Here is a 24,794-nt window from a genome sequence, read left to right as displayed (position 1 = left end):
CCCCTGTTCGCGTTATCCGACGGGCCGGAATACTACAGCGAGTACCGACCGGAGAGGGACGTCCCAATGCGTATCGTGGTTCGCCTGATATTCGGCATCGTGACCGGGTTGTTGTTCCTGATTTCCCAGGTGGGGGCGGGAAACGCGCAGCAGTCTCCTTATCAGTCCACGGTTGGTTTGAAACCTTCGAGCGGCCCCGTGGGGAGTTCGTTCACCATTTCCTGGAATTTCTCTCCGTGCAAAGGCCCGATTTCTTTCACCTGGGAAGGAACGGCCATTACGTCGGTCAGCGCGCCCAGCGGACAGATCGGGGCGACGGTGCCCGGCAACGCGACTCCCGGCGGCCACCCGGTCACGGGCACGTGCACGAACGCGCGGACCGGTCATCCGTTGACCGGCAGCGCGACCTTCCAGGTGACCGGGACCGTGACCACGGCGCCGCCGACGACGAAGGTGCCCCCGACCACGAAGCCGACCGCCCCGGTGACCACTCCGACCAGACCCGGGACGACCACCACTCCGACCACCCCGGTCACCACGACGACGCCGCCCACGACGCCACCGTCCACAACGGACACTCCCCCGCCGTCGACGGACGTCCCGTCGTCGAGCAGCACGCCGCCGGGCCCGGACGACCTGATCCTCGACCGGCCGAGCGTGCGCCCCGGCGACGCGCTGTCCGCGACCGGCAAGGGATGCACGCCCGGCGAGCGGGTCACGCTGACGTCGGACGGCGAGCGCGTCGGCGGCGCCTACGCCGACGGCACCGGCGCCTTCACCGCGGCCGTCGAGTTCACCCGGATCGAGGCGGGCAGGCACACCGTCGTCGCCGACTGCGGCGTGCGGCTGACCGGCGCCGTCGAACAGGTGGTGACCAGTTCATCGGGCGGGCAGAGCGGCACCCTGGTGGTGCTCGTCTTCTTCGTGCTCGCCGGGATCACCGTGATCCGGTTCCCCTGAGTCAGCGCGGCAGTTTCACCACGGTGACGAAGAAGTTGTCGATCTGGCGCACCACGTCGATGAACCGGTCGAAGTCCACCGGTTTCGTGACGTAGGCGTTGGCGTGCAGGTCGTAGCTGCGGAGGATGTCCTCTTCGGCCTCGGACGTGGTCAGCACGACGACCGGGATGGTGCGAAGTTCCGGCGACGCCTTGACCTCGCTGAGCACTTCGCGGCCGTCCTTGCGGGGCAGGTTGAGGTCGAGCAGGATCAGCCCCGGCCGTTGCGCGTCCTCGTACGGTGCTTCACGGCGCAGGAACTGCAGTGCCTGCTCGCCGTCGGAAACGACCGAAAGGGTGTTGCGGATCTTGTGGTGCTCGAACGCCTCCTGCGTCATGAGGACGTCACCGGGGTCGTCCTCGACCAGCAGGATGTGGATCGGTTCCAGTGACTCGGTCATGGTCGCTCGTTTCCTTCGTCGGCGTGCTGCGCTGCGGGCAGGGTGAAGCAGAAGCGGGTCCCGGCCTGGACGGTGGTGTCCAGCCAGATCGTCCCGCCGTGGTGTTCGAGGATCTTGCGGCACAAGGCGAGTCCGATCCCCGTCCCCGGATACTCCCCGCGGCCGTGCAAGCGCTGGAAGATCACGAAGATCCGCTCGGCGTACTCGTCGTTGATGCCGATTCCGTTGTCGGTGACGGAGAACCGCCAGTCCTCGCCGTCACGTTCCGCGACGATCTCGACCTCCGGCGGCTCCTCGCCGCGGAACTTGATCGCGTTGCCGACGAGGTTCTGGAAAACCGCCGTGAGGAGGGTCTTCTCGCCTCGCACCACGGGAAGTTCACCATGGGTGACCCGGGCACCGGACTCGCCGATCGCGTCTTCGAGGTTGCCCAGCGCGGTCTCCAGCAGGTCGCCGGTTTCCAGGAGGACGTTCTCCCCAGGACGGCGGCCGACGCGCGAAAAGGCGAGCAGGTCGTTGATGAGCGCTTGCATCCGTTTCGCGCCGTCGACGGCGAAACCGATGTACTGGTCTCCGCGTTCGTCCAGTTTCCCCTGATACCGCTTCTGGAGCAGCTGGCAGAAGCTGGCCACCTTGCGCAGCGGCTCCTGCAGGTCGTGCGAGGCCACGTAGGCGAACTGCTCCAGATCCGAATTCGACCGCTCCAGCTCACGCGTCCGGGTCACGATCAGTTCCTGCGCCCGCTCCAGCTCCGCGACCTCGTCGAGGATCCGCGAACGCAGCGACTCCACATCGGACGCGAGTTCACGCATCTCCTTCGGACCGGAACCACGGACCGCGCGGTGGATGTCGGTCTGCGCGACGTCGCGGACCTCGACGGCCAGTTGCCGGATCGGCCGGATCAGTTTCCGGTGCAGGACCAGGAAGACCAGTGCCAGTGCGCCGATGAGCAGGACCGCGATCACGATGAGCATCACGCGCAGGACGTCGGCCGAGGCGGACAGGTCGTCGCGGGCGTCCAGCCGTTCGGCCTCCAGCCGGTTCTGCAGGACGCTCAGTGAAGCGCGGACCTCGTCGAACAGCGGTTTGCTCGCGTCCACCAGCTCGCCGGTGGCCGGAGCGCCGGCGAGCAAGGGCTCGATGATCGTCCTGCGCCAGGCCGTGGCGGCGTTCAGCACCCGGTCCAGATCGTCGCCCGCCGCCGTCCCCGGAACGGCGCCGAGCCGGCGCAACTCGGCCACGGACGCGTCCTGTGCTCGCAATCCCTCCCGGTACGGCTCCAGGAATTCGCTCCGCCCGGCCAGGATGTAGCCGCGGACACCGGTTTCCTGGTTCAGCATCGCGGTCGCGAGAGAGTTGGACCGCAGCACCTGCGGACCGGTGACGTCCAGCAGCCTGGCGCGCGAGTCGGTGAGGTTCGTCAAGGCCAGCGACCCGGCCACGATCGCGCCGCCGAGCAGCAGGACGGCGATCACCCCGGACAGCGCGGCCCAGCGGCTGATCGACCAAACGGACTTCATCGGGCCTGCTCCCCGGAGTCGAACGTGAGCAGTGCCAGCGCGACGTCGTCGTCCAACGGCCCGCCGTGCAGGACGTCCATCTCGCTGATCAGGTGGTCGAGCGCCGAGTCGGAACCGCCTTCGGCCTTCAGGCTGTTCAGTGCGGCGGCGGCCATCCGTTCGAGCCCGACCCGTTCCCCGCTGCCTTCGACACGTCCTTCGAAAAGTCCGTCGGTGTACAGCAACAGTGACCATCGCGGCCCGATCGGCACCGTGAGCTCCTGCCAGCCGATACCCGGCACGACGCCCAGCGGCGGGCCGAGTTTCTCCCTGGACAGCAGCCTGCCGCCCGACTCGTCGATCAGGAGCGGCTGCGGATGACCGGCCAGCGCCATCTTCAGCGACCGGCGGTCCGGGGCGACCGTGATCATGCAGACGGTGGCGAACAGCGGGTCCAGTGCCTCGTGTTCCAGCATCTTCTCCACCATCGCCAGGGTTTCCGCCATCGGCAGCCCGGCGAGCACGACCGAACGCCACGCGATCCGCAGCGCGACACCGAGCGCCGCTTCGTCCGGACCGTGTCCGCACACGTCCCCGATGACCAGCTGGAGCGTGCCGTCGGGGAGTTCGACGGCGTCGTAGAAGTCACCGCCCAGCAAGGCCCCGTTCCGCCCCGGCCGGTACCGCACCGCGAGGCTGAGACGAGGATCGGTCACCAGCGGGGTCGGCAACAGGCCGCGTTCGAGACGCGCGTTCTCCCTGGCCAGCAACTGATGCTGGAGCAGTTGCTGCTCGACGCGTTCGGCGCGGCTGCGCTCCCAGGAATACCGGAGGGTTCGTGCCAGGAGACTGCCGTCGACATGCTGTTTGACCAGGTAGTCCTGGGCGCCGGCACCCAGCGCCGCCACCCCGGTGGCTTCGTCCTCCTGCCCGGTCAGGACGATCACCGCGGTCGACGGGGCGTGCTGCCGCAGCCTGGTCAGACCGGTCAGGCCGGTGGCGTCCGGAAGCTGGAGATCCAGCAGTACGCAATCGGCCGTGATCCTGCGCTCGAGTGCCCGTTGGAGCGTCGTCACCCTGTCGAGCACGACCTGTTCCAGGCTGCCGGCGGCGTCGGCGAGCATCTCTTCGACCAGGAGCGCGTCGCCGTCGTCGTCCTCGATCAGCAGGACATGCAACCGGGTCGGCTGGAACGAAGACCTACGAGGCGGAGACTGCTCGCCGTAACGCACGGCGTTGGACACGGACAGCCACCTTTCCTCACCGGTTTGTCCGGCGCACGAACAGAAGACGGCTGTCTTCTCAACCTCCCGGAGCCTACCGGCTGTACCGGACATGCCGCCGGTCCGGACACCCGGCCTGTCCGCCGTCCCAAGATCAGGGGTCGCGTGGCGGCCGCGGTGGCCGCATCGCCCCGAACACCAGGAACACCGCGGCCAGGAAGAGGGCGGCGACCGCAAGATCGATCAGGAAGCCGACGACGAGTGCGGTGATCATCGCTCACTCCTTGGCCGTCCGGGCGGCTTCACGGCGGCGCGCGTACAGGCTGGTGAACGAGACCGTGACCAGGACGGCGACGATCACGCCCAGCGAGGCCGGGGTGGGGACCTGCGGCACCGACGGCCAGATCCCGTGTGCCCAGTGCAGGACCAGCTTCACCCCGATGAAGGCGAGGATGATGGCGAGGCCGTGGTTCAGGTGGACCAGCTTCGCGAGCGCCGTGTGGAGCACGAAGTACAAGGCGCGCAAGCCCATCAGCGCGAAGGCGTTGGTGGCGAACACGAGGTACGGGTCTTCGGTGATGCCGTAGACCGCGGGTACCGAATCGACCGCGAACACCACGTCGGTGGCGAACACCGCGACGACGACGACCGCCAGCGGGGTGAGCGCGCGGCGCCCGTGTTCACGCACGGTGAGCCGGGTGCCGCGATAGTCGTCGGTGACCGGCATCAGCCGTCGCAGGAACCGGACCGACCGCAGTTTCGACAGATCCAACTCGTCCTTGCCGCCGGACATGGCCTCGCGCAGGATCTTGACCGCCGAGACGAGCAGGATCACGCCGAAGACGAGGAACGCCCAGGTGCCCGCCGACAGCATCGCGGCACCGGCCGCGATGAACACACCGCGAAGCACCAGCGCGCCCACGATGCCGTAGAGCAGCACCCGCTGCTGCACTTCCGCGGGGACCGCGAAGGCGGCGAGCAGCAGCATGAAGACGAACAGGTTGTCGACCGACAGGGACTTCTCGACGACGAAACCCGTCATGAACTCCAGCGCCTGGCCGCCCCCGTACTCGAGCCACAGCCAGAGCCCGAACACGACCGGGAGCGCGAGGTAGAAGACCGACCAGCCGGCGGCCTCCCGCATCGACACCTCGTGCGGGCGACGGGTCACGGCGAAATCGGCGACGAGCAGCGCGAGCAGGACGGCGATGCTGATCGCCCACAACCCCGGCGATCCCACGGTTGCCACGGACTCGGGCATGGAGCCTCCTCGAACTCGAAGTTCGAGGTCTCCTTCACCCCTGCGGGGCGGTCTCCCGGGGACACCAGCGGAGCGTCCGTATTGACCGGGCAGACCCTTGGGAAGTACTCCCCTCGCCGGTCCAGTATCGCACTTGGTAAAGAGTTATTAAAGGTTGGGTCAAGCCGGGCCATCCCGCAGCACTCCGCGCACCGCGTCGACGGACAGGTCGTCCCAGGGGAATTCGGCCATCCACCAGGTCGCACCCGCCCGTTCGTAGGGCGCCAGATCCGTACCCGCTGGGACACCGATGGCGAAGTCGTACGGCTTCTCGACGTCTTCGCGCAACGCGGTGATCGTCTCGACCACCTCCGCGAACTCGTCCGCGTGCGGCAGGTGCACCGGGAAGAAACCGTCGTAACGCGCGGCCCGGCGCATCGGCTTCGCCTTCCCGGGGAAACCCGCCAGCCACACCGGGATCGGACGCGCCGGCCGGGGCAGGAAGGTGATGTCGTCGACTGTGTAATGCGTGCCGTAATGCCGCACGGGCTCACCGGACCACGCGGCGGTGAGGATTTCGAGCGACTCGTCGAGCATCTCGGCGCGTTTGCGATCGTCCGGTTCGTCGCCGGTCTTCGAGAACTCGCCGCCGAAGCGGTCGCTGCCGAGCCCCGCGCCGAGGATCAGCCTCCCACCGCTCAACTGGTCGAGGGTGGCGGTCTCCCGGGCGAGTTTGACCGGACGGCGGCGGGCCAACGGCGTCACCATCGGTCCGATGGCGAGATTCTCGGTGGCGGACGCGATGGCGGCGAGGGTGATCCACGGATCGGCGATCGCCCGCACCGGCTCACGCCAGCGGACGTGATCCCAGACGAACAGGCCGTGCCAGCCCGCTTCCTCGGCTTCGGCGGCGAGACGCGCGATGATCACCGGATCGGCCAGTTCGTCGAAGATCGGCAGCCAGAGTGCTGAGCGGAGGGTCATGACCGCGACCGTACGGACCGGCACCGACAGTCTCGACAAGTTCCGGACGTGCGCCAAGCCGTAACTCGCGTGCTTCCAGCCGTAACTCGCGTGCTTGGAGGCGCAACACACGGCACCACGCGAGTTACGCCTCCAATCACGCGAGTTACGCCTCTGATCACGCGAGTCGCGCCTCACCGCTTGACATGACCCCTAAAATTCAACCAGTACATTGATTAACTGACGCGTTGAATACCCTGCGGAAGAGAATCCATGGCCGACCTGACGATCACCCGCCTCCTCGACGCGCCCCGCGACCTCGTCTTCCGCGTCTGGACCGACCCGGACCACCTCGCGCACTGGTGGGGCCCGACCGGGTTCACCGCCACTTCCTGCACCGTGAATCTCGCCGAGGGCGGCAAGTGGCGCATCTGCATGAGCAACGGCGAGACCGACCTGTGGGCGTCGGGCGTCTACCACGAGATCGTCCCGCCGGAGCGGCTCGTCTTCAGCTTCGCCTGGGAGGAGCCGGCAGGCTTCCGGGGGCACGACACGCTCGTCACGGTCACCCTCTCCGACCTCGACGGCAAGACCGAAATGGCGTTCCACCAGGCGATCTTCGAGACCGTGGCGGACCGCGACAGCCACGCCGAAGGCTGGCAGTCCTGCCTCAGCCGCCTCGTCACCCACCTCGCGGAGCATGCAGCCGATGCGAGCGGTCGATGAGATCGCCCATGGCCGCCTGAAACTCGCTTCGCCGCTTCTCGCTCCATCCGGCGGTCAGCTGATCGAAAACCTGTTCCTGCCAACGGTGGGCCTGGTCGAGCATCGACCGGCCCGCCGTGGTCAGTGACACCTCGCGCCGGCGCCCATCGTTCCGCGAGGCCTCCACGGACAGATAGCCCGCCTCGATCGCCGCCTTGACCAGCCGCGATGCGCCGCTCTGGTCGAGGCCGATCTCGACGGCGATCGCGTTCACCGTCGTCTCGGTCCCGCGCTCGGCGAGGGAGTGGACCGCCTCGCCGACGAGGACGAGACGGCCCTGATCCGCGACGGCCGCCGTCCGGCGCGACCAGTGCCGCACGAAGGCGAACAGAGCCTGACCCGGACCTTGGGCGCTCATTCGGTGGCCGCCATCTCACGGCAGATGTAGGCCAGTTCGAGCGCGGACTTCAGATCGGGCAGCCGGAGCGCCGCGGTGACCTTGCCGCCGCCCACCCGGAACACGGTCGCCACCCGGGTCGGTCCCGCGCTTTCGGGCCAGGTCGCGTCCTCTTCCACCACCATCAGGCGATCGCTGACCGGATGCCACGAGCGCGGCTTCAGCTTGATCCCCGAGCGATCCACCCAGTCGGCGAACTGCGCGGACGTGATCGGCCCGGCACCCTTCGACCCGAGGACCACGACAGGATCCCCGACGGCGTCCGCCGATCGCCTCAGGTCACCTTCGTTGACGCTCTCGTGCCATTCGTTGATCGCCGCCTCGAGTTCCATGACTCAACTATATGCAAATCGCATAGAATTAGCCCACCGATCGCAGTACCTGCCGGGCCCGCGCCACCCCGTCCTCTCCCCGCAGCCGCCCGGCGACGTACTGGGCGCCGCGCCGGAACAGCAGGTTCCCCGACAGCTCCAGCAGCCGCGCGGTCAACGAGTCCGCCGTGAGATCCCGCAGCGGCAACGGCCGCGGTCCCGCGCCGAGCCGGAACACCCGGTCACCCCAGTACGGCTGATCCGAGAACACGGGGCAGATCAGCGAAGGGACGCCCGCGCGCAACGCGGCCGCGGTCGTGCCCGCGCCGCCGTGGTGCACCACCGCCGCCGTGCGCGGGAACAGCCACGCGTGCGGGACGTCTCCGATCGTCAGCAGGTCGTCGTCCTCGGACCCGGCATCGGTGCCGAGCAGGCCGCGCAACCCCGCCCGGCGCAGCGCCGTGCGGACGTCGGCGAACGTCCGCTCCGCCTCAGACGGCCGCATGCTGCCGAAGCCGACGTACACCGGAGGCGGCCCGGACGCGAGGAAATCCCGCAGTCGCGGGTCCGGCCGCCACGCGGCGGGCGCCTCGAGAAACCAGTACCCGGTGACGTGCACCCTCGACGGCCAATCCTTCGGCCGCGGCACGACCGCGTCGGAAAAACCGCACAGCACGGGGGTTTCCGAACGCCGCGGCCCACGGAGGCCGGCCGCGGGCAGGCCCAGTGACCGCTCGCGCCACCGGTCCACCTCCGGCCTCAGCACCTGCCACGCGACGGTGTCGACGGCGTGGAAACTCAGCCATCTGCCGCACGGCCCGGTCCTGGCGGCCCACGGCGCCAGCGGATGCGCGAACGCCCGCGTCGGCACGCTGGGCTGGTAGTGCAGTTCGACGTCGGGCACGCCGAGCGAGGCACCCAGGTGCGCGCCGAGGAAGCCGAGCGTCGGAGCGAGAACGAGGTCGGCACCGGCCGCTCCTCGCCGGACATCGGCGAGCAGACGCTCCATCACCGGGGCGAGCGCGCCGCGCAGCCCGCGCAGGAAGCCCGCGGGCGTGCGTCCCTCGGTCCATTCCCGGCCACCGTCCGAGCCGAGGATCTCGCTCGGGTCGGCGGAAAGCGGCGCGAAATCCAGGCCGTGCGAGGTCACCAGCGTCCGGAACCGCTCGGCCGCCAGCACGCGGACCCGATCACCGTCGAGACCACGGCCCAGAGCGATACACGGCTGTACGTCGCCGCGGGAACCCGGAGCGACGATCACGACGAGCCGGGTCATCGCTTCGCCGCCGTCAACCGGTAGCGGAGGCGGAACGGCAGCTTCGCCAGTACCGCCGCGACATGCGCGTCCCTGCCGACCAGATACCGCGGCGCGACCCGCCGGGCGGTCAGCGCGTGGACGACGACTCGCGCCGCCCGCTCGGGCGGCACACCGTTCCGCGCGGACCGCTCCGCACTGCGTTCGGCCTCGTCCAGTTGCGCCGCATACCTTTCCCGCGCGGCTTCCGGCAGGGCGGCGCGCACCTCTTCGGCGGCGGCGCGGGCGCGCGGCCAGATCGACGTGGCGACGGCACCGGGCTCGACGAGGACGACGCCGATCCCGGACGGCGCCAGTTCGGCGCGCAGGCTGTCGGTCAACCCGACCAGGGCGAACTTCGACGTGTGATACGGCCCGACCATCGGCCCGGCGATCCGCCCGCCCATCGACCCGATCGTCACCACCCTGGCGGCGGACGCGGCTCGGAGCGCGGGCAGCATCGCCTGCGTGACGGCCAGCTGACCGGTCACGTTGACCTCCAGCTGCTGCCGGAAATCCTCGAGCGGGACGTGTTCCAGCGGTCCCGGCCGGGCCATCCCCGCGTTGTTCACCAGACCGCGCAGCGGGCCCGCCGCCGCGACCTTCTCACCGCACGCCGCGATCGACGCCGCGTCGCGGAGGTCCATGCGCAGCACGGTGACCGCTTCGCCGAAAGTGCGCACGAGGTCCGTTTCATCCGTGTCGGTGCGTACTCCGGCCCAGACGTGGGCGCCCCGCCGGACGAGTCCGGCCACGCACGCCCGGCCGATCCCGCTCGAAGCCCCGGTGACCACAAAGGACGGACGGGTCACGACGCCTCCCCCGCTTTCACCGGCGCGGAAAGCGCCCGCAGCATCTTCGGCCAGGTCTTGTGCAACTGGTCCTGCCAGTACGCCCAGTGGTGCGTGCCCGGCCCGTAGAAGTCCGTCATGACCGGGACGCCGAGCCGGTTCAGCCGGTCCGCCATCGCGGTGGTCTGGCCGGAGCACAGGAATTCGAGCAGCATCGCGCCGGGCAGCACGTCGATCGGGAGCTTCCCGTCGAACGGCCCCGGCAGGCCGTTGCCCGTCGACAGATACAGCTCGGTGCCACGCAGGCGGTCGGCGTTCACCAGCGGATCGTGCGCGTCCCAGCGGGACGACTCTCGCCGCCGGTCACCCCAGAGGGCTTCGGGATCCTGCCGGGCCGAGGCGACGATCGCACTGGTCAGCAGCTCGCCGTACGGGCCGGTGGGGTTGAGATTGCCGCTGAACGACCCGGCGAAGCGGAACACCCCGGGCCGCCGGGCGGCGAGTTCCACCGCGCCGTACCCGCCGAGCGAGAGCCCCGCCGCGACCCGCCGCCCGTCCCCTCGATAGCCGCGTTCGATCAGCTGCGGGATCTCGACCGCGGTGAACGTCTCCCACTGGTTGAGCACGACGTCCTTGCCGTAATTCCACCAGTCGGAAAAGAATCCGGCGGAACCCGAACCCGGCATCACCACCAGCGCGCCGGAATCGTCGGCGAGTCTCCGGATGTCGGTGTTGGCGGTCCAGCCGCGGTAGTCCTGCAGGCGGGTCTCCCCGGCGAGCAGGTACACCGCCGGCCACTTCCGGTCCGGTTCCGCGGCCCACCGCGACGGCAGGATCAGCCGGACCATCGCATAACTCCCGACGCCGACCGAGCGCACGGTGAGATCCAGCATCCGGGGGTCACCGTCCACAGTGGTCTGGGCGACGACGTGCGAACCGTCGTCGGCACGGGCGTCCGGGACGCCGCTCTCGGCCAGCGCCGGTGCCGCGACGACGCTCGGCAGCAAGCACGCCGCGACCGCCAGCGACGCGACGGCCCGCAGCCGCCTCGAAGTAGTGCGCATACGTAATCCTTTGTCCCGATCGTTCGATCGAATTCGAAAATGTGACGGCGATTACCCGGGAAAGAAAATCGGAGGTGGCGACACGTTAAGCGGACGAACCCCTTCCCGGCAATTGTCCTGCCCACAATCCGGGAGGACAATGTGAATGCCAGGGAAACAAGAAATGCGCCCGCATCCCCCACTAGGGTGACCCATCACTCACGGACAGTGAGCAACTGTGGCACGGTGGTACCAGACCTGCTCGCGCACCAGCGAAAACCTCGGAAGCCGCAGGTCACACCAAGTACACGAAGGACATTTACGTTCTCTTGACACCTTCCGGTATTCGATTTCCCGTCGTAGCCTTCGTCGTGCCGCCCGGGTTCGGCGTCCGCTGACGCGACCCGGCGCCCCGCGTCCCACCGAAGGGACCAGACCCCATCAGGACCCTTCCGAAAGGGCTATTCATGGCTGCCCGAATTCGCGCTCTCGTCGTATCCGCCGCCGCGGTGGCGACCATTTCCGGCGCCTCCGCAGAATCGATTCAGGCTGCCCCCGCGCCACCTGGGCCCGCTGTTCCGCCCGCCGCCCTGCTGCCTCCGGAAACCGTCCCGGACGCGTCCGGGCGCGACGGCTTCGACGTGGCGGCGGCTCTGTCCACTTCGGACGGCAAACGCGGCAGGGTCGACGTCGGCGGATGCGAGGACGTCGTCCACGGCAGGCTGGTCGGCGACGGCGCCACCGGCCAGGGCTTCCAGTCCGCGGTGCCCGGCGGCCAGGTCTCCGAACTCGTCGCGCGCACGACGAACCCGCCCGATCTGGCGGCGTGGGCCGCGCAGGCCGGGCGGTGCTCGAAGGTGACGGTCGACGACGCGGCCGCTACCGCGGTGTCGACCGTCACCGTCCACCCCGCTCCCGCCGTCCCGGGCGCGAAAACCCTTTCCTACGAACAACTCCTGACGCTTCCCGGCCAGCCCCCCGAGCTGCCTGGACTGCGTCTGCGCACCGTCGCCATCGCCGCCGACGACGTACTGGTCGTGCTTCGTGACGCCGGAACGACCGGTCTCGATCTCGACGCCCTCGCCGTCGCCGCCTGGCGGCACGCCGCAGGGCCGCTCGGCCGCTGATCCCCCGCACCAACCCCGCCGACCCCCGAGGAGACGTCATGTCCCTGGCCCCCGGAAACACCCTCCCCGCCTGCCTCCGGCATTGGGCGGACGCCGACGGCGACCGGCCCGCGCTGACCTTCGCCGACTTCTCGTCCGATCGCGCCGGACGGCGGAAGACACTGAGCTGGAAGCAACTCCAGGAGCGTGTCGACGCCGTCGCGGCGGCTCTCCCTGTCGCGCCTGGTGACCGGGTCGCGATCCTCTGCCCGCAGAGCGCCGACTACGTCGTCGCTTTCCTCGGCGCGATCGCCGCGGGCGCGATCGCCGTACCGCTGTTCGATCCGGGGCTGCCCGGGCACGCCGGACGGCTCGCCGCGGTGCTGACCGACTGCTCCCCCACCGCGGTGATCACCACCGCCGCGGCCGAGGACGCGGTCCGCGAGTTCCTGGCGGGCCTGCCCGGCGGCGAGCACGTCACTGTCGTCGCGGCCGACAAGGCGGGGCCCGTCCGCGCCTGGCCCGCCCCGGCTCCGGCACCGGACGACGTGGCGTACCTGCAGTACACGTCCGGTTCGACCCGCAGCCCGGCTGGAGTGGTGCTGACCCACGCGAACGTGCTCGCCAACGTCGGCCAGGCGGTGCGGGGCCTCGGCATCGACCCGTCGGGGACCACCGTCTCGTGGCTGCCGCTGTTCCACGACATGGGTCTCGTCCTCGGCCTGATCACGCCGCTGGCCATGGGCATGCGGTCGGTGCTGATGGACCCGCTGGCCTTCATCGAGCGCCCCGTGCGCTGGCTGGAACTGCTCGGCGACCACAACGCGAGCTGGAGCGCCGCCCCGAACTTCGCGTTCCATTACGCCGCGAGCCGGGTGCGTGAGCAGGACCGCGCCAAGCTCCGTCTCGACCGCGTCGCCGCGATCGTCAACGGCGCCGAGCCGATCAACCCCGGAGTGCTCGACCGGTTCCATGACACCTTCGCCGAGGTCGGGTACACCCCGGACAAGACACGGCCCGCGTACGGGCTGGCCGAGGCGACCGTCTTCGTCACCACCGGCCCCGGCGTCCCTCCGCGGGTGACCACGTTCGACCGCGCCGCGCTGGGGGCGGGAACGGCACGGCAGGCGGAAACCGGTCTCCGGCTGGTCGCCTGCGGTGTCCCGGTGGGGCAGCACGTCGCGCTGGTCGACCCGGAAACCGGTGTCGCGCTCGAAGACGGCGCGGTCGGCGAGATCTGGGTCCACGGCCCCAACGTCGGCACCGGCTACTGGCAGAAACCCTTGGAGAGCACCGAAACCTTCGGCGCCCGGCTGACCGGTGACCACGGGGACCTGCCGACGGGTCCCTGGCTGCGCACCGGTGACCTCGGCGTCCGGTACGACGGCGAGGTCTACATCGCGGGCCGGATCAAGGATCTGCTCATCGTCGACGGCCGCAACCACTACCCGCAGGACGTCGAAGCGACCGCGGCCTCGGCCGATCGCGACATCCGCCCTGGCAGTGTCGCCGCGTTCGCGGTCGAAGGCACCGACACCGAATCCGCGGTCGTCGTCGCCGAGCACCGCGGGCACGGCACGCTGACCACGGAGGACGAACGGGCGCTCGAAGCGTCGATCCGGCGGCTCGTTTCCGACGCGCACGGCCTCGCGCTGCGTGACGTCGTGCTCGTCCCGGCGGGCCTGGTCCCGCGGACCTCCAGCGGGAAGATCGCGCGAAGCGCCTGCCGCGACCGCTACCTCGCCGGCGATTACGGAAAGGCCTTGGTGCGATGAGAAACCCGACGTTCGACGCCCCGGCGCTGCGCCGCTGGCTGCTCGACACCGTCGCCGGGCACACCGGCGTCGACGCGGCCCGGCTCGAAGCCGACCGCCCGCTCAGCGACTACGGCCTGTCCTCCCGTCAGGCCGTCGGTATCGCCGCCGACCTCGAAGATCTGCTCGGCACTCCGCTCCCGGCCACCCTGCTGTGGGAAAGCCCGACCATCGACCACCTGGCCCGCTCGCTGACCGGAGGCACGGAGCCCGAACCGGAGCAGACGGGCACGGACCGTCGCCGGACCGACCCGATCGCCGTCGTCGGCCTCGGCTGCCGCTGGCCGGGCGCGGACGGCATCGACGAGTTCTGGGATCTGCTCCGCAGCGGACGGGACGCCGTCCGGACCGCGCCGCCTGGCCGGTGGGACGCCGAGGCGGCCCCGATCGTGGGCGGATTCCTCGACGACGTGGCCGGTTTCGACGCCGACCACTTCGGCATCACCCCGCGCGAAGCGTCCACAATGGACCCTCAACAGCGGATGCTGCTGGAGGTCGCCTGGGCCGCGCTCGAACACGCCGGGATCGCCCCTGCCTCGCTGCGCGGCAGCCGGACCGGCGTGTTCACCGGTATCTCGACCCACGACTACGGGCATCTCACGATGGCGGGCGGCGAAGTCGACCTCTGGACCGCGACGGGTGCCGCCGGGAGTATCGCGGCCAACCGGCTCTCCTACGTCTACGACCTGCGCGGGCCGAGCATGGCGGTGGACACCGCCTGCTCGTCGTCGCTGGTCGCGGTGCACCACGCGGTGCGCGCGCTGCGTGACGGCGAGGCGGATCTGGCCTTGGCGGGCGGGGTGAACCTCATGCTGCTGCCCGGGCCGACCGCCGCGTTCGCCGCCGCCGGCCTGCTCGCCGGGGACGGGCGGTGCAAGACCTTCGCCGCGGAGGCCGACGGCATCGCGCGAGCCGAGGGCTGCGGCGTCGTCGTGCTCAAACGGCTGACGGACGCCGAGTACGACGGTGACCGGGTGCTGGCGGTCATCCGCTCCACCGCGGTCAACTCCGACGGCCGGTCACAGGGTATGGCTGCGCCGAATCCCATCGCCCAGCAGGACCTGCTGCGCACGGCGTACCACGGCGCCCGGCTCGATCCGTCCACTGTGGACTACGTCGAGGCGCACGGCACCGGCACCTTGCTCGGCGACCCGATCGAGGCGCGCTCGCTCGGCGCCGTGCTCGGCAAGGACCGCCCCGCCGACGCTCCGCTGCTGATCGGTTCGGTGAAGACGAACATCGCGCACGCGGAGGCGGCCGCGGGGATCGCCGGGCTGATCAAGGTCGTCCTCGCGATGACCAGGGACGAACTGCCGCCCCAGCTGCACTTCTCCGCGCCCAATCCGCATATCCCGTTCGACGACCTGCGCCTGAAGGTGGTGACCGAGCCGACGCCGTGGCCGCGCCGGTCCGGCCGGGCCACGGCCGGCGTGTCCGCGTTCGGCTTCGGCGGAACCAACGCGCACGTCGTCCTCGAACAGGCGCCGCCCCTGGAACCGGTGCCGGATCGTGCCGGCGTCCGGATCGGGCTGCTGTCCGCCCGCACCCGCGACCGGCTCACCGAACGCGCGGCTCAGCTGGCGGACTGGCTGGAATCCACGCCGTCGCCGTCCCTCGCCGGCATCACCCATACGTTGTCCCGGCGCGACAACGGCGGACCACACCGCGCCGCCGTCGTCGCGGGCGACACCGGCGAACTGGCGGAACTGCTGCGCGCCGTCGGTGACGGCGCCGATCCGCTTCCCGCGGGCGCCGTCACCGGTACCGCCGTGAGCGGCGACGGCCCGGTCTTCGTGTTCTCCGGGCACGGCTCGCAGTGGCCGGGGATGGGGCAAGGGCTCTTGCGCGCCGAACCCGCGTTCGCCGCGCAGGTCGACAAGCTGCACGACCTGTTCACCGAGCACACCGGCCGCTCGCTCCGCGCACTGCTCACCAGCACGGAACCGCTGTCCCTGCCCGAAACCCAGACGGCCATCTTCGGGACGCAGGTGGCGCTGGCCGCGCAGTGGGAGGCTCTCGGAGTCCGGCCATCGGCCGTGGTCGGGCACTCGCTCGGCTCCGCGGCCGCCGCTGTGGTCAGCGGCGTGCTCACCCCCGACGAGGCCGTCCACCTGGTCGCGACCCGTGCCCGGCTGCTGGGCACCCTCGGCCCGGGCGGCGCGATGGCGGCGGTCGAACTGGCGCCGGAGGAACTGGATCTGTACCCCGACATCGAACTCGCCGTCGAATCCGCGCCGGGGCAGCTGACCGTGGCCGGGGACGCGACCGTACTCGACCTGCTCGTCGCGGAACTCGAAGCCGCCGGGCTGACCGCGCGGCGACTGCCGGTCGAGGTCGCCGGGCACTCCGCCCGGGTCGATCCGGTGCTGCCCGCGCTCCGGGAGGCACTCGCCGAACTGGGCGGCCGCCGTCCGACGGTGCCCTGGTACGACACGGTTCTCGCCGATCCGCGGGAGCTGCCGGACTTCGACGCCGGGTACTGGGCCGCTCACCTGCGCCGTCCCGTGCGGTTCCGGCAAGCGGTGGCGTCCGCCGCCGCGGACGGGCACCGGGTCTTCCTGGAGGTGTCGCCGCATCCGATCCTGCGGGGCTCGGTGGTGAGGACCCTCGAAGCCGAGGGGATCGACGACGCCGTCGTCACGGGAACGCTGCGCCGGGGGCAGGACGAAGTCCGCACACTGGGCGCCGCCGCGGCCGAGTTGTACTGCGCGGGCACCCGGATCACCACCGCCGATCCGGACGACGGTTCCCGGCTGGTCGACGTCCCGCCGATGCCGTGGCGGCACGAACGCCATTGGTACACCACCTCCGAAGCACCGCCGTCGTTCGCGGCACGCACGCCGGAACCCGAGCCGGTCGCCGCCGGCGGCGACCGGCTGACGGAGATCGTCGCCGCCGTCATGGGGTTGCGTCCCGACCGTCTCGACGCCGACGTCCCGCTGGTGGAACTCGGACTGGATTCCCTGATGGCGAACCGGATCTCCGAAGCCGTTCGCCGCGAGTTCGGTACGGAACCCGACGCGGCCGGCGTGCTCCGCGGCGCCACCCTCGCCGACCTCAGCCGTGATCTCGCACCCCGGGAAAACGAGGAACCACTGCCGTCCCGAGGTCGCGCCTGGGACGCGGCGGATCGCCTCGTCCTGCGTCTGTGGCAGGAGCACACCGGGATCGAAGCGACTGGCACGCACGTCCGGCTGACCGAGACAGGCACACCCGACCGGCTGGCCGAACTACTCGCCCAGGGCCTCAGCACCGAACTCGACAGCCCGGTCACCGCCGCCGAACTCCGGCGGCACGACTCGCTCGCGGCCATCGCCGACGTCGCCCGCGCCATCCTCGACACGAGGGAAGAGCGGGGGCCGGTGCACATCCTCGCTCCCGGCGAAGCGGGCGTCGCGCCGCTGCTGCTGTTCCACCCGGGCGGCAGCACCTGCACCGTGTACCGGCCGTTGCTGGAGCGGCTGCCTTCCGGTGTGCCGTGCGTCGGATTCGAACGCGTCCCCGGGGTCAGCATCGAGGACCGAGTCGAGCAGTTGCTGCCGTTGGTGCGGGCGCAGAGTCGCGACCGGCCGTACCGGCTGGCGGGCTGGTCGTTCGGCGGGGCGCTGGCCTACGGCGTCGCCGCGCGGCTCGCCGAAGAGGGTGAGGAGGTCGAGTTCGTCGCGCTGATCGACACCATGCTCCCCCTTCCGGAACCGGACCTCGACCCGAGGGCGTCGTCCGCCCGGCGGTTCCTGCGGTTCACTGGCTACGTCGAGGGGACCTACGGCCGCGAAGTCCGGCTCGGCCACGAGGAGCTGGCTCCGCTCCCCGAAGAGGAACAGATCGAGCTGACCATGCGGCGTGTCGCCGAAGCAGGCCTGCTCAGCCCCGGTGTGCTCCGGCACCAGCGACAGTCCTTTTTGGACACACTCGCGGCCGAACGCGGTACGCCGCGCCGTTACGACGGACGGGTCGTGCTCTACCGGGCGACCGAGCAGTACGCGGCCGGGCTGGCGATGGAACCCCGGTATTCGCGCACCGACCTCGCGGCGGGCTGGGCGGAGCTGTGCCCGGGGCTGGAGATCGTGCCGGTCGAGGCGCATCACCTGTCGGTCGTCGACCCGCCCTGCATCGATGTCGTGGCGAGGCATCTGACGGGACTCCTGTGACCACGGCCCGGGCCGAGCGAGCGGTCGACCGCGCCTGGCCGCTGCTGGCGGTACTCGGCGCCGGGCTCTTCCTCGTGGCGGTCGACGCGACCGTGCTGCACGTCGCGTTGCCCGACCTCGTCCGGCAGCTGCGGCCCGGCGCGTCGGCTCAGGTGTGGATCGTGGCGATCTACCCCCTGACCGCCGCGCCGCTGCTGCTGCCGTTCGGCACGCTCGGCGACCGGTACGGACGGCGGCGCGTGCTGGTCGCCGGGTACGTCGTGTTCGGGATCGCGTCGCTCGGCTGCGCTTTCGCGCCGAACGTCCCGGCGCTGCTGGCGTTCCGCGCGTTGCTCGGCTGTGGCGGCGCGATGATCATGCCGGTGACGATGTCGCTGCTGCGCGAACTGTTCCCGGAGCAGCGGCATCGCCGCACGGCGATCGCGGTGTGCAGCGGGATCGCGGGCACCGGGTCGGTGTTCGGGCCGATCCTCGGCGGGGTGCTCGTCGAGGCGTGGGGCTGGCGGGCGACGTTCCTGCTGAATCCGCCGGTGATCCTGGCTGCGGTCGTGCTGGCGCTGCTGTGGCTTCCCCGGAATCCGCCGGGCCGTGGTCCGTGGGACGCGCTCAGCGCCGCCCTCGCCGCGGGCGGTGTCCTCGGGATCGCTTTCGCCGTCGGGCATCCGGGCTCCTGGGCCACGGCCGTCGCCTCGGGGGCGGCCGGGTGTGTCCTCATCGGACTGTTCCTGCGCCGCCAGCGGCGGACCGATCCGCCGCTGCTGGACCTCACCCTGTTCCGCCGGCCGGGAGTACGTGCCGCGGTGGGCGGGGTGCTGCTGGTGATGAGCGCGCTCGTCGGGCTGGGTCTGCTGTTCGCCCAGTACCTGCAGGTGGTGCTCGGGCTTTCGCCCACCGCGGCGGCGAGCCAGCTGCTGCTGGTGCTGGGTGCTTCGGCCGTCGGCAGTGTCGTGACCCCTTCACTGCTGGGCCGCTTCGGCAACGCGCGGGTCCGCACGGCCGGGTTCGCCGTCGCGGCGGTGTCATTGCTGGTCCCCGCGGCGGGATCGGCCGCGCTCACGTCACCGGTCCTGCTGGGCGTGGGGCTGACCGGGCTGGGACTCGGGATGGCGCTCGCGCTCACGTCGAGCACCGACACCCTGCTTTCGGCGACCTCGGCGGACCAGGCGGGCGGCGCCGCGGCGGTGGAGAAGACGGGGTACGAACTGGGCGCCGGCTTCGGGACGACGGTGTTCGGTTCCCTGGCCGCCGCGGTGTACGCGGGGCACTTGGCCGTCCCTTCCGGCGTACCGGAACCGGCGCGGCTGCTCGCCCTGTCAGGCCCGGCCCAGGCGGAAGCGGCCGCGTCGGGTCTCTCCTCGCATTTGGCCGACGAATTGCTGGCCGCCGCGAAGGCCGCCTGCACCACGGGGTTGCAGGTGTCGGCGGCCGTCGCTTGTGGGCTGTTCGTGGTGGCCGTGCTCGTCAGCTCGGGCGGGCCTCGTCGGTGAACTGCTCGGCGAACTCCCCGATCGGCGGGATCTCCTGGATCACGTCGATCAGCACGCCGTTGGGATCGGCGACGATGAAGTGCCGCTGCCCGAAGTCCTCGCTGCGCAGGGAAAGCGCCTCGGGCAGGCCCGCCTCCACGATCAGCCGCCGGTGCTCGGCGTCGACGTCTTCGACCTCGAAGTTCAGCAGCAGCCCCTGCACGGGCTTGCCCGCCCCGGCGGGAATGGTCTCGTGCCCGGGCGCGAGGATCGCCAGCTCCCATGCGCCGCGTTTGAGGCTGACGTACCAGTCGGCTTCGAAAGTGGGCTCGAAGCCGAAGTGGCGGCAGTAGAAGTCCCGTGTCTCGGCGATCTTCTCGGTCATGAGGACGGGATAGAAGCTGGTCAGACGCATAAGGCCACCTTGCTCGCGAACAATACCGACCGTCGGTTTGTTTCTTTGAAGTTAGCCAACCGACGGTCGGTATGTCAAGATTCGGGCCATGGCCCGGACGAAACAGCAGCAACGCGAAGAGACGATGGAGGCGTTGACCGCCACCGCCCGGCGGCTGTTCGCCGAACACGGGTACGGCAAGGTCGGGCTGGAGACCATCGCGCAGACCGCGGGCGTGAGCAAAGGCGCGCTCTACCACCACTTCAGCAGCAAGGCGGACCTGTTCCGGCACGTGCTCGGCGTTGTACAGCACGACGTCGGCGAGGAGATCGCGCGGGCCGCGGACGCCGCGCCGGACTCGTGGACCGGGCTGCTCGCCGGCTGCCGCGCGTTCCTCGCCGCGGCGACCGATCCGGAGACCCAGCAGATCATGCTGCTGGACGGCCCTTCGGTGGTCGGCTGGCAGGACTGGCGTGAACTGGACGCGGAGTCGTCCGCCCGGCACCTCGCCGAAGCGCTGACCGTCCTGATGACCGACGGCGTCCTGGCGAAGCGACCCGTCGAACCGTTGGTACGCCTGCTTTCCGGCGCGATGAACGAGGCAGCCGTCTGGCTCGCCCACTCCCCCGACCCGAAGGCCGACCTCGCCGCGACCATGGACACGCTCACGCCGATGATCGAGGCCTTGAGGCTTCCGAGTTCGTTGCCCGCTTGAGGAAGGGTTGCGAAAGCCACTTTCGCAACGTCGGCCGGGCCGCGGCCGCCCGGCGGATCCTGTCGCGAAAGCCACTTTCGGGACGTCTGATGTCCCGAAAGTGGCTTTCGCGACACCCCAGCACACTCGTCACCAAGAGACGCGAAAAGGCCCCACCCTTGCCGGGTAGGGCCTTCACTGCGGTGGGCGATACTGGGATCGAACCAGTGACCTCTTCGGTGTGAACGAAGCGCTCTCCCCCTGAGCTAATCGCCCGCGGTACGAACTCCGGTCCGCCGGGGAAGCGGACCTGGTGCGCGATACTGGGATTGAACCAGTGACCTCTTCCGTGTCAGGGAAGCGCTCTCCCGCTGAGCTAAACGCGCGTGGTGTGTGTCGTTCGTACTGGCGATAGCTTAGCGGACCCCGTTTCCGGGCCGTCACAGGGGTTCCCCCTCCGCGAAAGCTCAGGGTTTCGGCAGCCTCGAAGCGACCGAGCCCGCGATCTCCTTCGCCCGGTCGCAAGGGCTTCCGCTCCCCTCGCGCCCCAGCAGCCGGACGGCGACGTGTTCGGCTTCGCGGTCCGGCAGCGCACGATGCCGCCAGGTGACGGCGCAGTTCGAACCCCCGAACTCCCGCATGTCGCCGGTGACACCGCCGCCTAGGTCGACCGGCGAACCCTCCGGCGCGTAGGAACCTCGCTGCAATTCGATGGTCATCGTCTCCCCGCCGCCCAGCCACTCGCAGATCCGCAGCGTCCGCGGGGCAGGCTGCGCGTTGGGCATGGTCTTGGCGAGCACCGCCGGATCGGCGATCGTGCACGGATCGAGCGGGAGAAGGCTCGCCGGATCACCCGCGCGGTCGACCTCGTGCGTACGCAGCCGGGTGAGCGCGGCCGTCAGCATGTCGTCGGCGGCCTTGCAGGGGTCACCTTGCCGGCCCGGATGGGAGACGACGACGCCGAGCCGCCGGTCCGTCGGCAGCTGGGCGACCGAGTCGCATCCGCCGCTGATCGTGCTGCGCAGCAACGGAAGCCCTTCGGCCGTGCGGTCCGTCCGTTCGAGGCTGCTGGTGCTCACCCCTTCGCCGAGCCGGAGTTCGAAGGTGACGCCCTTGAGACCGGTGTACTTGCAGCGGGCCGGGTAGATCAGGTCGGTATCCGGTTTCAGGGTGCCGAACTCCTGCACGAACCGGCCCGCGAGCACCTTGCACGGATCCACCAGGCGCAGACGTTCCGCGCCGAGGGCCTCGTTCGCCGACAGCGAGGTCGTCCCGGGGTTCTCGGGTTTGGCGTGCTCGGCGACGACGAGGCCGAGCGCGACCATCCCCGAAACGACGAGCAGGACGACCGCGGCGAGCGAGCCGAACAGGATCTTCTTCGTCCGCGGCGCCATCTTCTTGGGCGGCGGACGCCAGATCGGCAGGGGCAGGGCCAGCACCGAGCGTACGTCGGCGTCCTGCCGCTGGATCCGGGCGTGCACGGCGGGTGGCCAGGGCGCCGCGCCCGGCGGCACCGGGCCGAGGAAGTCCAGGATCTGTTCCGGAGTCGGCCGTCGCGCGGGATCCTTGGCCAGACAGGGCTCGGCGATCCGCCGGATCTCGTCCGGGACGTCGCTGAAATCCGCCGCGGCGTGCACGACGTTATACAGCGTCTGCGGGGCGGTCGGCCCGGTGAAGGGGCCGCGTCCGGTCGCGGCCATGACCAGGATCGCGCCGAGGGAGAACACGTCGCTCGCGCCGGTGATCCGCCCGCTGCCCGCCTGTTCCGGGGACATGAACGCGGGCGACCCGATGATCGCGCCCGTTCCGGTGAGATCCTGCGCGTCCTCCGCCACTCGCGCGATGCCGAAGTCGATCACCCTGGGACCATCACTCGTCAGAATGATGTTGCTGGGCTTGAGGTCCCGATGGATCAGCCCGGCGCGATGGATCTCGGTCAGCGCCGCGGCGAGCCCGGACGCCAGCAACCGCACCGACTCGACGGGCAGCGGCCCGGCACCGTCCACGGCCTCCTTCAAGGACGGTCCGGTGACGAAGACGGAGGCGAGCCAAGGGGTTTCCGCTTCCGCGTCGGCGTCCATGACGGCGGCCGTGTAGGCGCCGGAGACCAGCCGCGACGTGGCCACCTCGCGCCGGAACCGTTCACGGAAGCGGGGATCGTGCGCGAACTGGGCGTGCAGCTGTTTGACGGCGACGAGCCTGCCGTCCGGGGCGAGGCCGAGCACGACGCGGCCCATCCCGCCTTCACCGAGCTCGGCGACGATCCGGTACGGGCCGATCTGCCGGGGTTCCCCGGGGTTCAACGGTTTCACTGGTCAGCCCTAGGGTTTCGGAAGTTTCGGCAGCAACGCCCCGGCGAAGCCCTTCGCCTTTTCGCAGGCTTCGTCGGCGGTCATCTTGGTCCCGCTGGTCCCGACCGTCAGCTCGACGTTCTCCCCGTCGCGTTCACTGACGGACCGATGCTGCCAGGTCAGCGAGCAGGTGGACCGCGCGATGCCGTCGTCCACCTTGGCCAGGTACACCTCGGCACCGCCGAGATCCAGGGTGGCGACCTCCGTGTAGTACGAGTCCTTCGATTGCGCGGGCGGGTACGCGCGCACGAAGCTCAGGCGGACGTTGCCCGCGGCGTCGTACCGGCATTGGTGCAGATGCTCGCGGATCGTTTCGACGACCGGCCCGATCAACCGGTCCGTGGTCGCGGGGCCGAGCAGCGCGCACGGGTCCAGCGGAGCCAGCGTGCCGGCCGGGAGTTCGCGCTCGTGGCCTCCGGCGCGGATCCGCTTGACCGCGTCGGCGAGCGCCGCCTTCACCACCGAGCACGCCTGGTCCTTTGTGGACAGCCTGTTCACGTCCACGCTCAGCTTGGTGTTCGGCAGGCCGCTGACCGGGACGGCGACCGCGCACGTGTCGCCGGACCCTTTGATACGCAGCGGAAGCCCTTCCAGCTCCCCGCCGGCCTCGCCTTCCACCAGGTCACCGCCGACGCTCAGCTCCAGCCACTCACCCGACGGCGAGGAGTAGGTGCACGAATCGAACTGGATGTCGATCTCCGTGCTCAGCTTGCCGAACCCGGGCACGTCCCGGCCCGCGAGCACCTTGCACAGGTCGACGCGGCGCAGGTTGTCCGGGCCGAGCGGGTCCTGGTTGACCGGCGTGGCGACCGGTTCGTCCGGCTGCGGCGGCGAACTCGGCGCGATGGCGGCCGGCGGCGGGTCGTCCCCGGAGAGCGAGACCGCCGCGACGGTGCCGCCGGCCAGCAGCACCACGGCGGCCGCGGCCAGCCCCGCGTACAGGCCGCGCCGGGATCGCTTCGGCGGCGGCGGGTTCAGCAGCCGCCGGACCTCGGCCTGCTGTGCCTCGATGAGATGGGACACCACCGGCGGCCACGGGCTGGTCGTCGGCGGGACCGGGCCGAGCCGCTCCAGCACCCAGGCGGGTGACGGCCGGTCGGACGGGTTCTTCGCCAGGCACGGCTCGACGATCTGGCGCAGCTCCGGCGCCAGTTGCCGCAGGTCGGGCTGGAGGTGCACGACGTTGTACAACGTGTGCGGAGTCGACGTCCCGGTGAAGGGTCCGCGTCCGGTCGCGGCCATCACGAGCAGCGCGCCGAACGAGAACATGTCGCTCGCCGGGGTCAGCGGCTTCCCCTCGGCCTGTTCCGGGGACATGAATCCGGGCGAACCGATGACGGCACCGGTGTGCGTGAGCTCGGAGTCGCCTTCGACGGCGCGCGCGATCCCGAAGTCGATCACGCGGGGTCCGTCACCGGTGAGGATGACGTTGCTGGGCTTCAGATCGCGGTGGATCAGCCCGGCACGGTGGATGTCGCCCAGCGCCAGCGCGAGCCCGGCGGCGAGATGGCGGACGGCCATCGGCGGCAGCGGTCCGGCGGCGGAGACCGCCTCGGACAGCGACGGCCCGGGCACGAACACCGACGCCAGCCACGGTGTCGGCGCGTTCGGGTCGGCGTCCATGACCGGTGCGGTGTACGCGCCGGACACCAGGCGGGAGGTTTCGACCTCCCGGCGGAACCGCTCGCGGAAGCCGGGATCGTGCGCGAAACCGGGGTGGACCTGCTTGATCGCGACCAGGCGCCCGTCGGCGGAGATCCCGAGCAGCACCCTGCCCATTCCGCCCTCGCCGAGCGCGGCGAACACCCGGTAGCGCCCCACCGCGGTGGGTTCACCGGTGTTCAACGGCTTCACGAAGGCCCCCTTGTCCCGAGGGGCGATGGTACAAAACCA

At 70.5% G+C, this 24,794-nt stretch carries 21 protein-coding genes and 2 tRNA genes; 7 read left to right on the top strand and 16 right to left on the bottom strand.

The genetic code is table 11. The annotated features are described in order from the left end of the window. Nucleotides 1–161: 161 nt before the first annotated feature. The gene (locus tag NQK81_RS42890) at nucleotides 162–329 is read right to left on the bottom strand and encodes a hypothetical protein (RefSeq protein ID WP_257486062.1); all 168 of its coding nucleotides are present in this window, start codon (nucleotides 327–329) and stop codon (nucleotides 162–164) included. Here NQK81_RS42890 and NQK81_RS42885 point away from each other — a divergent pair. After that, nucleotides 319–960 (top strand): hypothetical protein, encoded by a 642-nt coding sequence (locus NQK81_RS42885; protein WP_257486061.1) that lies wholly within the window; start codon nucleotides 319–321, stop codon nucleotides 958–960. The genes NQK81_RS42890 and NQK81_RS42885 overlap by 11 nt on opposite strands. A 1-nt stretch (nucleotide 961) precedes the next feature. Here NQK81_RS42885 and NQK81_RS42880 read toward each other — a convergent pair whose 3' ends face one another. The 5 genes from NQK81_RS42880 to NQK81_RS42860 all read right to left on the bottom strand — a co-directional run bounded on the left by NQK81_RS42880 (nucleotide 962) and on the right by NQK81_RS42860 (nucleotide 6,345). Then, a complete protein-coding gene (locus tag NQK81_RS42880; protein ID WP_126734288.1) occupies nucleotides 962–1,399 on the bottom strand; it encodes a response regulator in 438 nt (145 codons plus the stop codon). Then, nucleotides 1,396–2,919, bottom strand: a complete 1,524-nt coding sequence (locus NQK81_RS42875) for a sensor histidine kinase (protein ID WP_257486060.1) — start codon at nucleotides 2,917–2,919, stop codon at nucleotides 1,396–1,398. The genes NQK81_RS42880 and NQK81_RS42875 overlap by 4 nt, the downstream gene beginning before the upstream one ends. Then, nucleotides 2,916–4,142: a PP2C family protein-serine/threonine phosphatase gene (locus tag NQK81_RS42870; RefSeq protein ID WP_257486059.1), complete on the bottom strand. Its 1,227-nt coding sequence runs from the start codon at nucleotides 4,140–4,142 to the stop codon at nucleotides 2,916–2,918. Before NQK81_RS42870 ends, NQK81_RS42875 begins: the two co-directional genes overlap by 4 nt. Before the next feature lie 256 nt (nucleotides 4,143–4,398). Next, nucleotides 4,399–5,382, bottom strand: coding sequence for a TerC/Alx family metal homeostasis membrane protein (locus tag NQK81_RS42865; RefSeq protein ID WP_257486058.1), 984 nt, complete (start codon nucleotides 5,380–5,382; stop codon nucleotides 4,399–4,401). Between the two features lie 159 nt (nucleotides 5,383–5,541). Further along, nucleotides 5,542–6,345 (bottom strand): LLM class flavin-dependent oxidoreductase, encoded by an 804-nt coding sequence (locus tag NQK81_RS42860; RefSeq protein ID WP_257486057.1) that lies wholly within the window; start codon nucleotides 6,343–6,345, stop codon nucleotides 5,542–5,544. Nucleotides 6,346–6,597: 252 nt separating this feature from the next. On the opposite strand from NQK81_RS42860, the gene NQK81_RS42855 reads away from it, so the two are divergent. Next, nucleotides 6,598–7,050, top strand: a complete 453-nt coding sequence (locus NQK81_RS42855; RefSeq protein WP_257486056.1) for an SRPBCC family protein — start codon at nucleotides 6,598–6,600, stop codon at nucleotides 7,048–7,050. On the opposite strand, the gene NQK81_RS42850 is transcribed toward NQK81_RS42855, so the two are convergent. Genes NQK81_RS42850 through NQK81_RS42830 form a run of 5 tightly spaced genes read right to left on the bottom strand, consistent with a single transcriptional unit; the run spans nucleotide 7,007 to nucleotide 10,946 of the window. Beyond that, on the bottom strand, nucleotides 7,007–7,447 hold the full coding sequence (locus NQK81_RS42850) for a MarR family winged helix-turn-helix transcriptional regulator (protein ID WP_257486055.1): 441 nt from the start codon (nucleotides 7,445–7,447) through the stop codon (nucleotides 7,007–7,009). The two genes, NQK81_RS42855 and NQK81_RS42850, sit on opposite strands and share 44 nt — an antisense overlap. Beyond that, nucleotides 7,444–7,818: a hypothetical protein gene (locus NQK81_RS42845; protein ID WP_257486054.1), complete on the bottom strand. Its 375-nt coding sequence runs from the start codon at nucleotides 7,816–7,818 to the stop codon at nucleotides 7,444–7,446. Before NQK81_RS42845 ends, NQK81_RS42850 begins: the two co-directional genes overlap by 4 nt. Before the next feature lie 28 nt (nucleotides 7,819–7,846). Next, nucleotides 7,847–9,073, bottom strand: a complete 1,227-nt coding sequence (locus tag NQK81_RS42840) for a glycosyltransferase (RefSeq protein WP_257486053.1) — start codon at nucleotides 9,071–9,073, stop codon at nucleotides 7,847–7,849. After that, a complete protein-coding gene (locus tag NQK81_RS42835) occupies nucleotides 9,070–9,903 on the bottom strand; it encodes an SDR family NAD(P)-dependent oxidoreductase (RefSeq protein ID WP_257486052.1) in 834 nt (277 codons plus the stop codon). Before NQK81_RS42835 ends, NQK81_RS42840 begins: the two co-directional genes overlap by 4 nt. Then, nucleotides 9,900–10,946 carry an alpha/beta hydrolase gene (locus tag NQK81_RS42830; RefSeq protein WP_257486051.1) on the bottom strand — a complete coding sequence of 349 codons (1,047 nt, stop codon included), beginning with the start codon at nucleotides 10,944–10,946 and terminating at the stop codon, nucleotides 9,900–9,902. Before NQK81_RS42830 ends, NQK81_RS42835 begins: the two co-directional genes overlap by 4 nt. A gap of 446 nt (nucleotides 10,947–11,392) precedes the next feature. Between NQK81_RS42830 and NQK81_RS42825 the strand changes: the two genes are divergently transcribed. The 4 genes from NQK81_RS42825 to NQK81_RS42810 are packed head-to-tail and all read left to right on the top strand — an operon-like array spanning nucleotide 11,393 to nucleotide 19,483. Continuing rightward, nucleotides 11,393–12,052 (top strand): hypothetical protein, encoded by a 660-nt coding sequence (locus tag NQK81_RS42825; protein ID WP_257486050.1) that lies wholly within the window; start codon nucleotides 11,393–11,395, stop codon nucleotides 12,050–12,052. Nucleotides 12,053–12,090: 38 nt separating this feature from the next. After that, nucleotides 12,091–13,806: a fatty acyl-AMP ligase gene (locus tag NQK81_RS42820; protein WP_257486049.1), complete on the top strand. Its 1,716-nt coding sequence runs from the start codon at nucleotides 12,091–12,093 to the stop codon at nucleotides 13,804–13,806. Continuing rightward, nucleotides 13,803–17,996 (top strand): type I polyketide synthase, encoded by a 4,194-nt coding sequence (locus NQK81_RS42815; protein WP_257486048.1) that lies wholly within the window; start codon nucleotides 13,803–13,805, stop codon nucleotides 17,994–17,996. Before NQK81_RS42820 ends, NQK81_RS42815 begins: the two co-directional genes overlap by 4 nt. Then, nucleotides 17,993–19,483, top strand: a complete 1,491-nt coding sequence (locus NQK81_RS42810) for an MFS transporter (protein WP_257486047.1) — start codon at nucleotides 17,993–17,995, stop codon at nucleotides 19,481–19,483. The genes NQK81_RS42815 and NQK81_RS42810 overlap by 4 nt, the downstream gene beginning before the upstream one ends. Here the strand turns inward: NQK81_RS42810 and NQK81_RS42805 are convergent. Further along, nucleotides 19,458–19,877 (bottom strand): VOC family protein, encoded by a 420-nt coding sequence (locus NQK81_RS42805; protein WP_257486046.1) that lies wholly within the window; start codon nucleotides 19,875–19,877, stop codon nucleotides 19,458–19,460. The two genes, NQK81_RS42810 and NQK81_RS42805, sit on opposite strands and share 26 nt — an antisense overlap. An 88-nt stretch (nucleotides 19,878–19,965) precedes the next feature. On the opposite strand from NQK81_RS42805, the gene NQK81_RS42800 reads away from it, so the two are divergent. Continuing rightward, nucleotides 19,966–20,571 (top strand): TetR/AcrR family transcriptional regulator, encoded by a 606-nt coding sequence (locus tag NQK81_RS42800; protein ID WP_257486045.1) that lies wholly within the window; start codon nucleotides 19,966–19,968, stop codon nucleotides 20,569–20,571. A 183-nt stretch (nucleotides 20,572–20,754) separates the two neighbouring features. Here the strand turns inward: NQK81_RS42800 and NQK81_RS42795 are convergent. The 4 genes from NQK81_RS42795 to NQK81_RS42780 form a co-directional block, all read right to left on the bottom strand. Next, a tRNA-Val gene (locus tag NQK81_RS42795) sits at nucleotides 20,755–20,826 on the bottom strand. 35 nt (nucleotides 20,827–20,861) lie between these two features. Beyond that, nucleotides 20,862–20,936 (bottom strand) — tRNA-Val (locus NQK81_RS42790). Between the two features lie 81 nt (nucleotides 20,937–21,017). Beyond that, entirely contained in the window at nucleotides 21,018–22,862 is a 1,845-nt protein-coding gene (locus tag NQK81_RS42785) for a serine/threonine-protein kinase (protein WP_257486044.1), read from the bottom strand. A gap of 9 nt (nucleotides 22,863–22,871) precedes the next feature. Beyond that, nucleotides 22,872–24,755: a serine/threonine-protein kinase gene (locus NQK81_RS42780; RefSeq protein ID WP_257486043.1), complete on the bottom strand. Its 1,884-nt coding sequence runs from the start codon at nucleotides 24,753–24,755 to the stop codon at nucleotides 22,872–22,874. Between the last annotated feature and the right edge of the window lie 39 nt (nucleotides 24,756–24,794).

Source organism: Amycolatopsis roodepoortensis, from assembly GCF_024628825.1.
Taxonomy (GTDB): domain Bacteria; phylum Actinomycetota; class Actinomycetes; order Mycobacteriales; family Pseudonocardiaceae; genus Amycolatopsis; species Amycolatopsis roodepoortensis.
The sequence above is the reverse complement of the archived record's forward strand: the minus strand, read 5'-3'. Positions and strand labels throughout refer to the sequence as shown.

What these genes read in the sequence shown, in the direction of transcription:
- NQK81_RS42880 (WP_126734288.1), bottom strand. Translation starts at nt 1,399, where the DNA reads ATGACCGAGTCACTGGAACCGATCCACATCCTGCTGGTCGAGGACGAC.
- NQK81_RS42875 (WP_257486060.1), bottom strand. Translation starts at nt 2,919, where the DNA reads ATGAAGTCCGTTTGGTCGATCAGCCGCTGGGCCGCGCTGTCCGGGGTG.
- NQK81_RS42865 (WP_257486058.1), bottom strand. Translation starts at nt 5,382, where the DNA reads ATGCCCGAGTCCGTGGCAACCGTGGGATCGCCGGGGTTGTGGGCGATC.
- NQK81_RS42860 (WP_257486057.1), bottom strand. Translation starts at nt 6,345, where the DNA reads ATGACCCTCCGCTCAGCACTCTGGCTGCCGATCTTCGACGAACTGGCC.
- NQK81_RS42855 (WP_257486056.1), top strand. Translation starts at nt 6,598, where the DNA reads ATGGCCGACCTGACGATCACCCGCCTCCTCGACGCGCCCCGCGACCTC.
- NQK81_RS42850 (WP_257486055.1), bottom strand. Translation starts at nt 7,447, where the DNA reads ATGAGCGCCCAAGGTCCGGGTCAGGCTCTGTTCGCCTTCGTGCGGCAC.
- NQK81_RS42845 (WP_257486054.1), bottom strand. Translation starts at nt 7,818, where the DNA reads ATGGAACTCGAGGCGGCGATCAACGAATGGCACGAGAGCGTCAACGAA.
- NQK81_RS42840 (WP_257486053.1), bottom strand. Translation starts at nt 9,073, where the DNA reads ATGACCCGGCTCGTCGTGATCGTCGCTCCGGGTTCCCGCGGCGACGTA.
- NQK81_RS42830 (WP_257486051.1), bottom strand. Translation starts at nt 10,946, where the DNA reads ATGCGCACTACTTCGAGGCGGCTGCGGGCCGTCGCGTCGCTGGCGGTC.
- NQK81_RS42825 (WP_257486050.1), top strand. Translation starts at nt 11,393, where the DNA reads ATGGCTGCCCGAATTCGCGCTCTCGTCGTATCCGCCGCCGCGGTGGCG.
- NQK81_RS42820 (WP_257486049.1), top strand. Translation starts at nt 12,091, where the DNA reads ATGTCCCTGGCCCCCGGAAACACCCTCCCCGCCTGCCTCCGGCATTGG.
- NQK81_RS42815 (WP_257486048.1), top strand. Translation starts at nt 13,803, where the DNA reads ATGAGAAACCCGACGTTCGACGCCCCGGCGCTGCGCCGCTGGCTGCTC.
- NQK81_RS42805 (WP_257486046.1), bottom strand. Translation starts at nt 19,877, where the DNA reads ATGCGTCTGACCAGCTTCTATCCCGTCCTCATGACCGAGAAGATCGCC.
- NQK81_RS42800 (WP_257486045.1), top strand. Translation starts at nt 19,966, where the DNA reads ATGGCCCGGACGAAACAGCAGCAACGCGAAGAGACGATGGAGGCGTTG.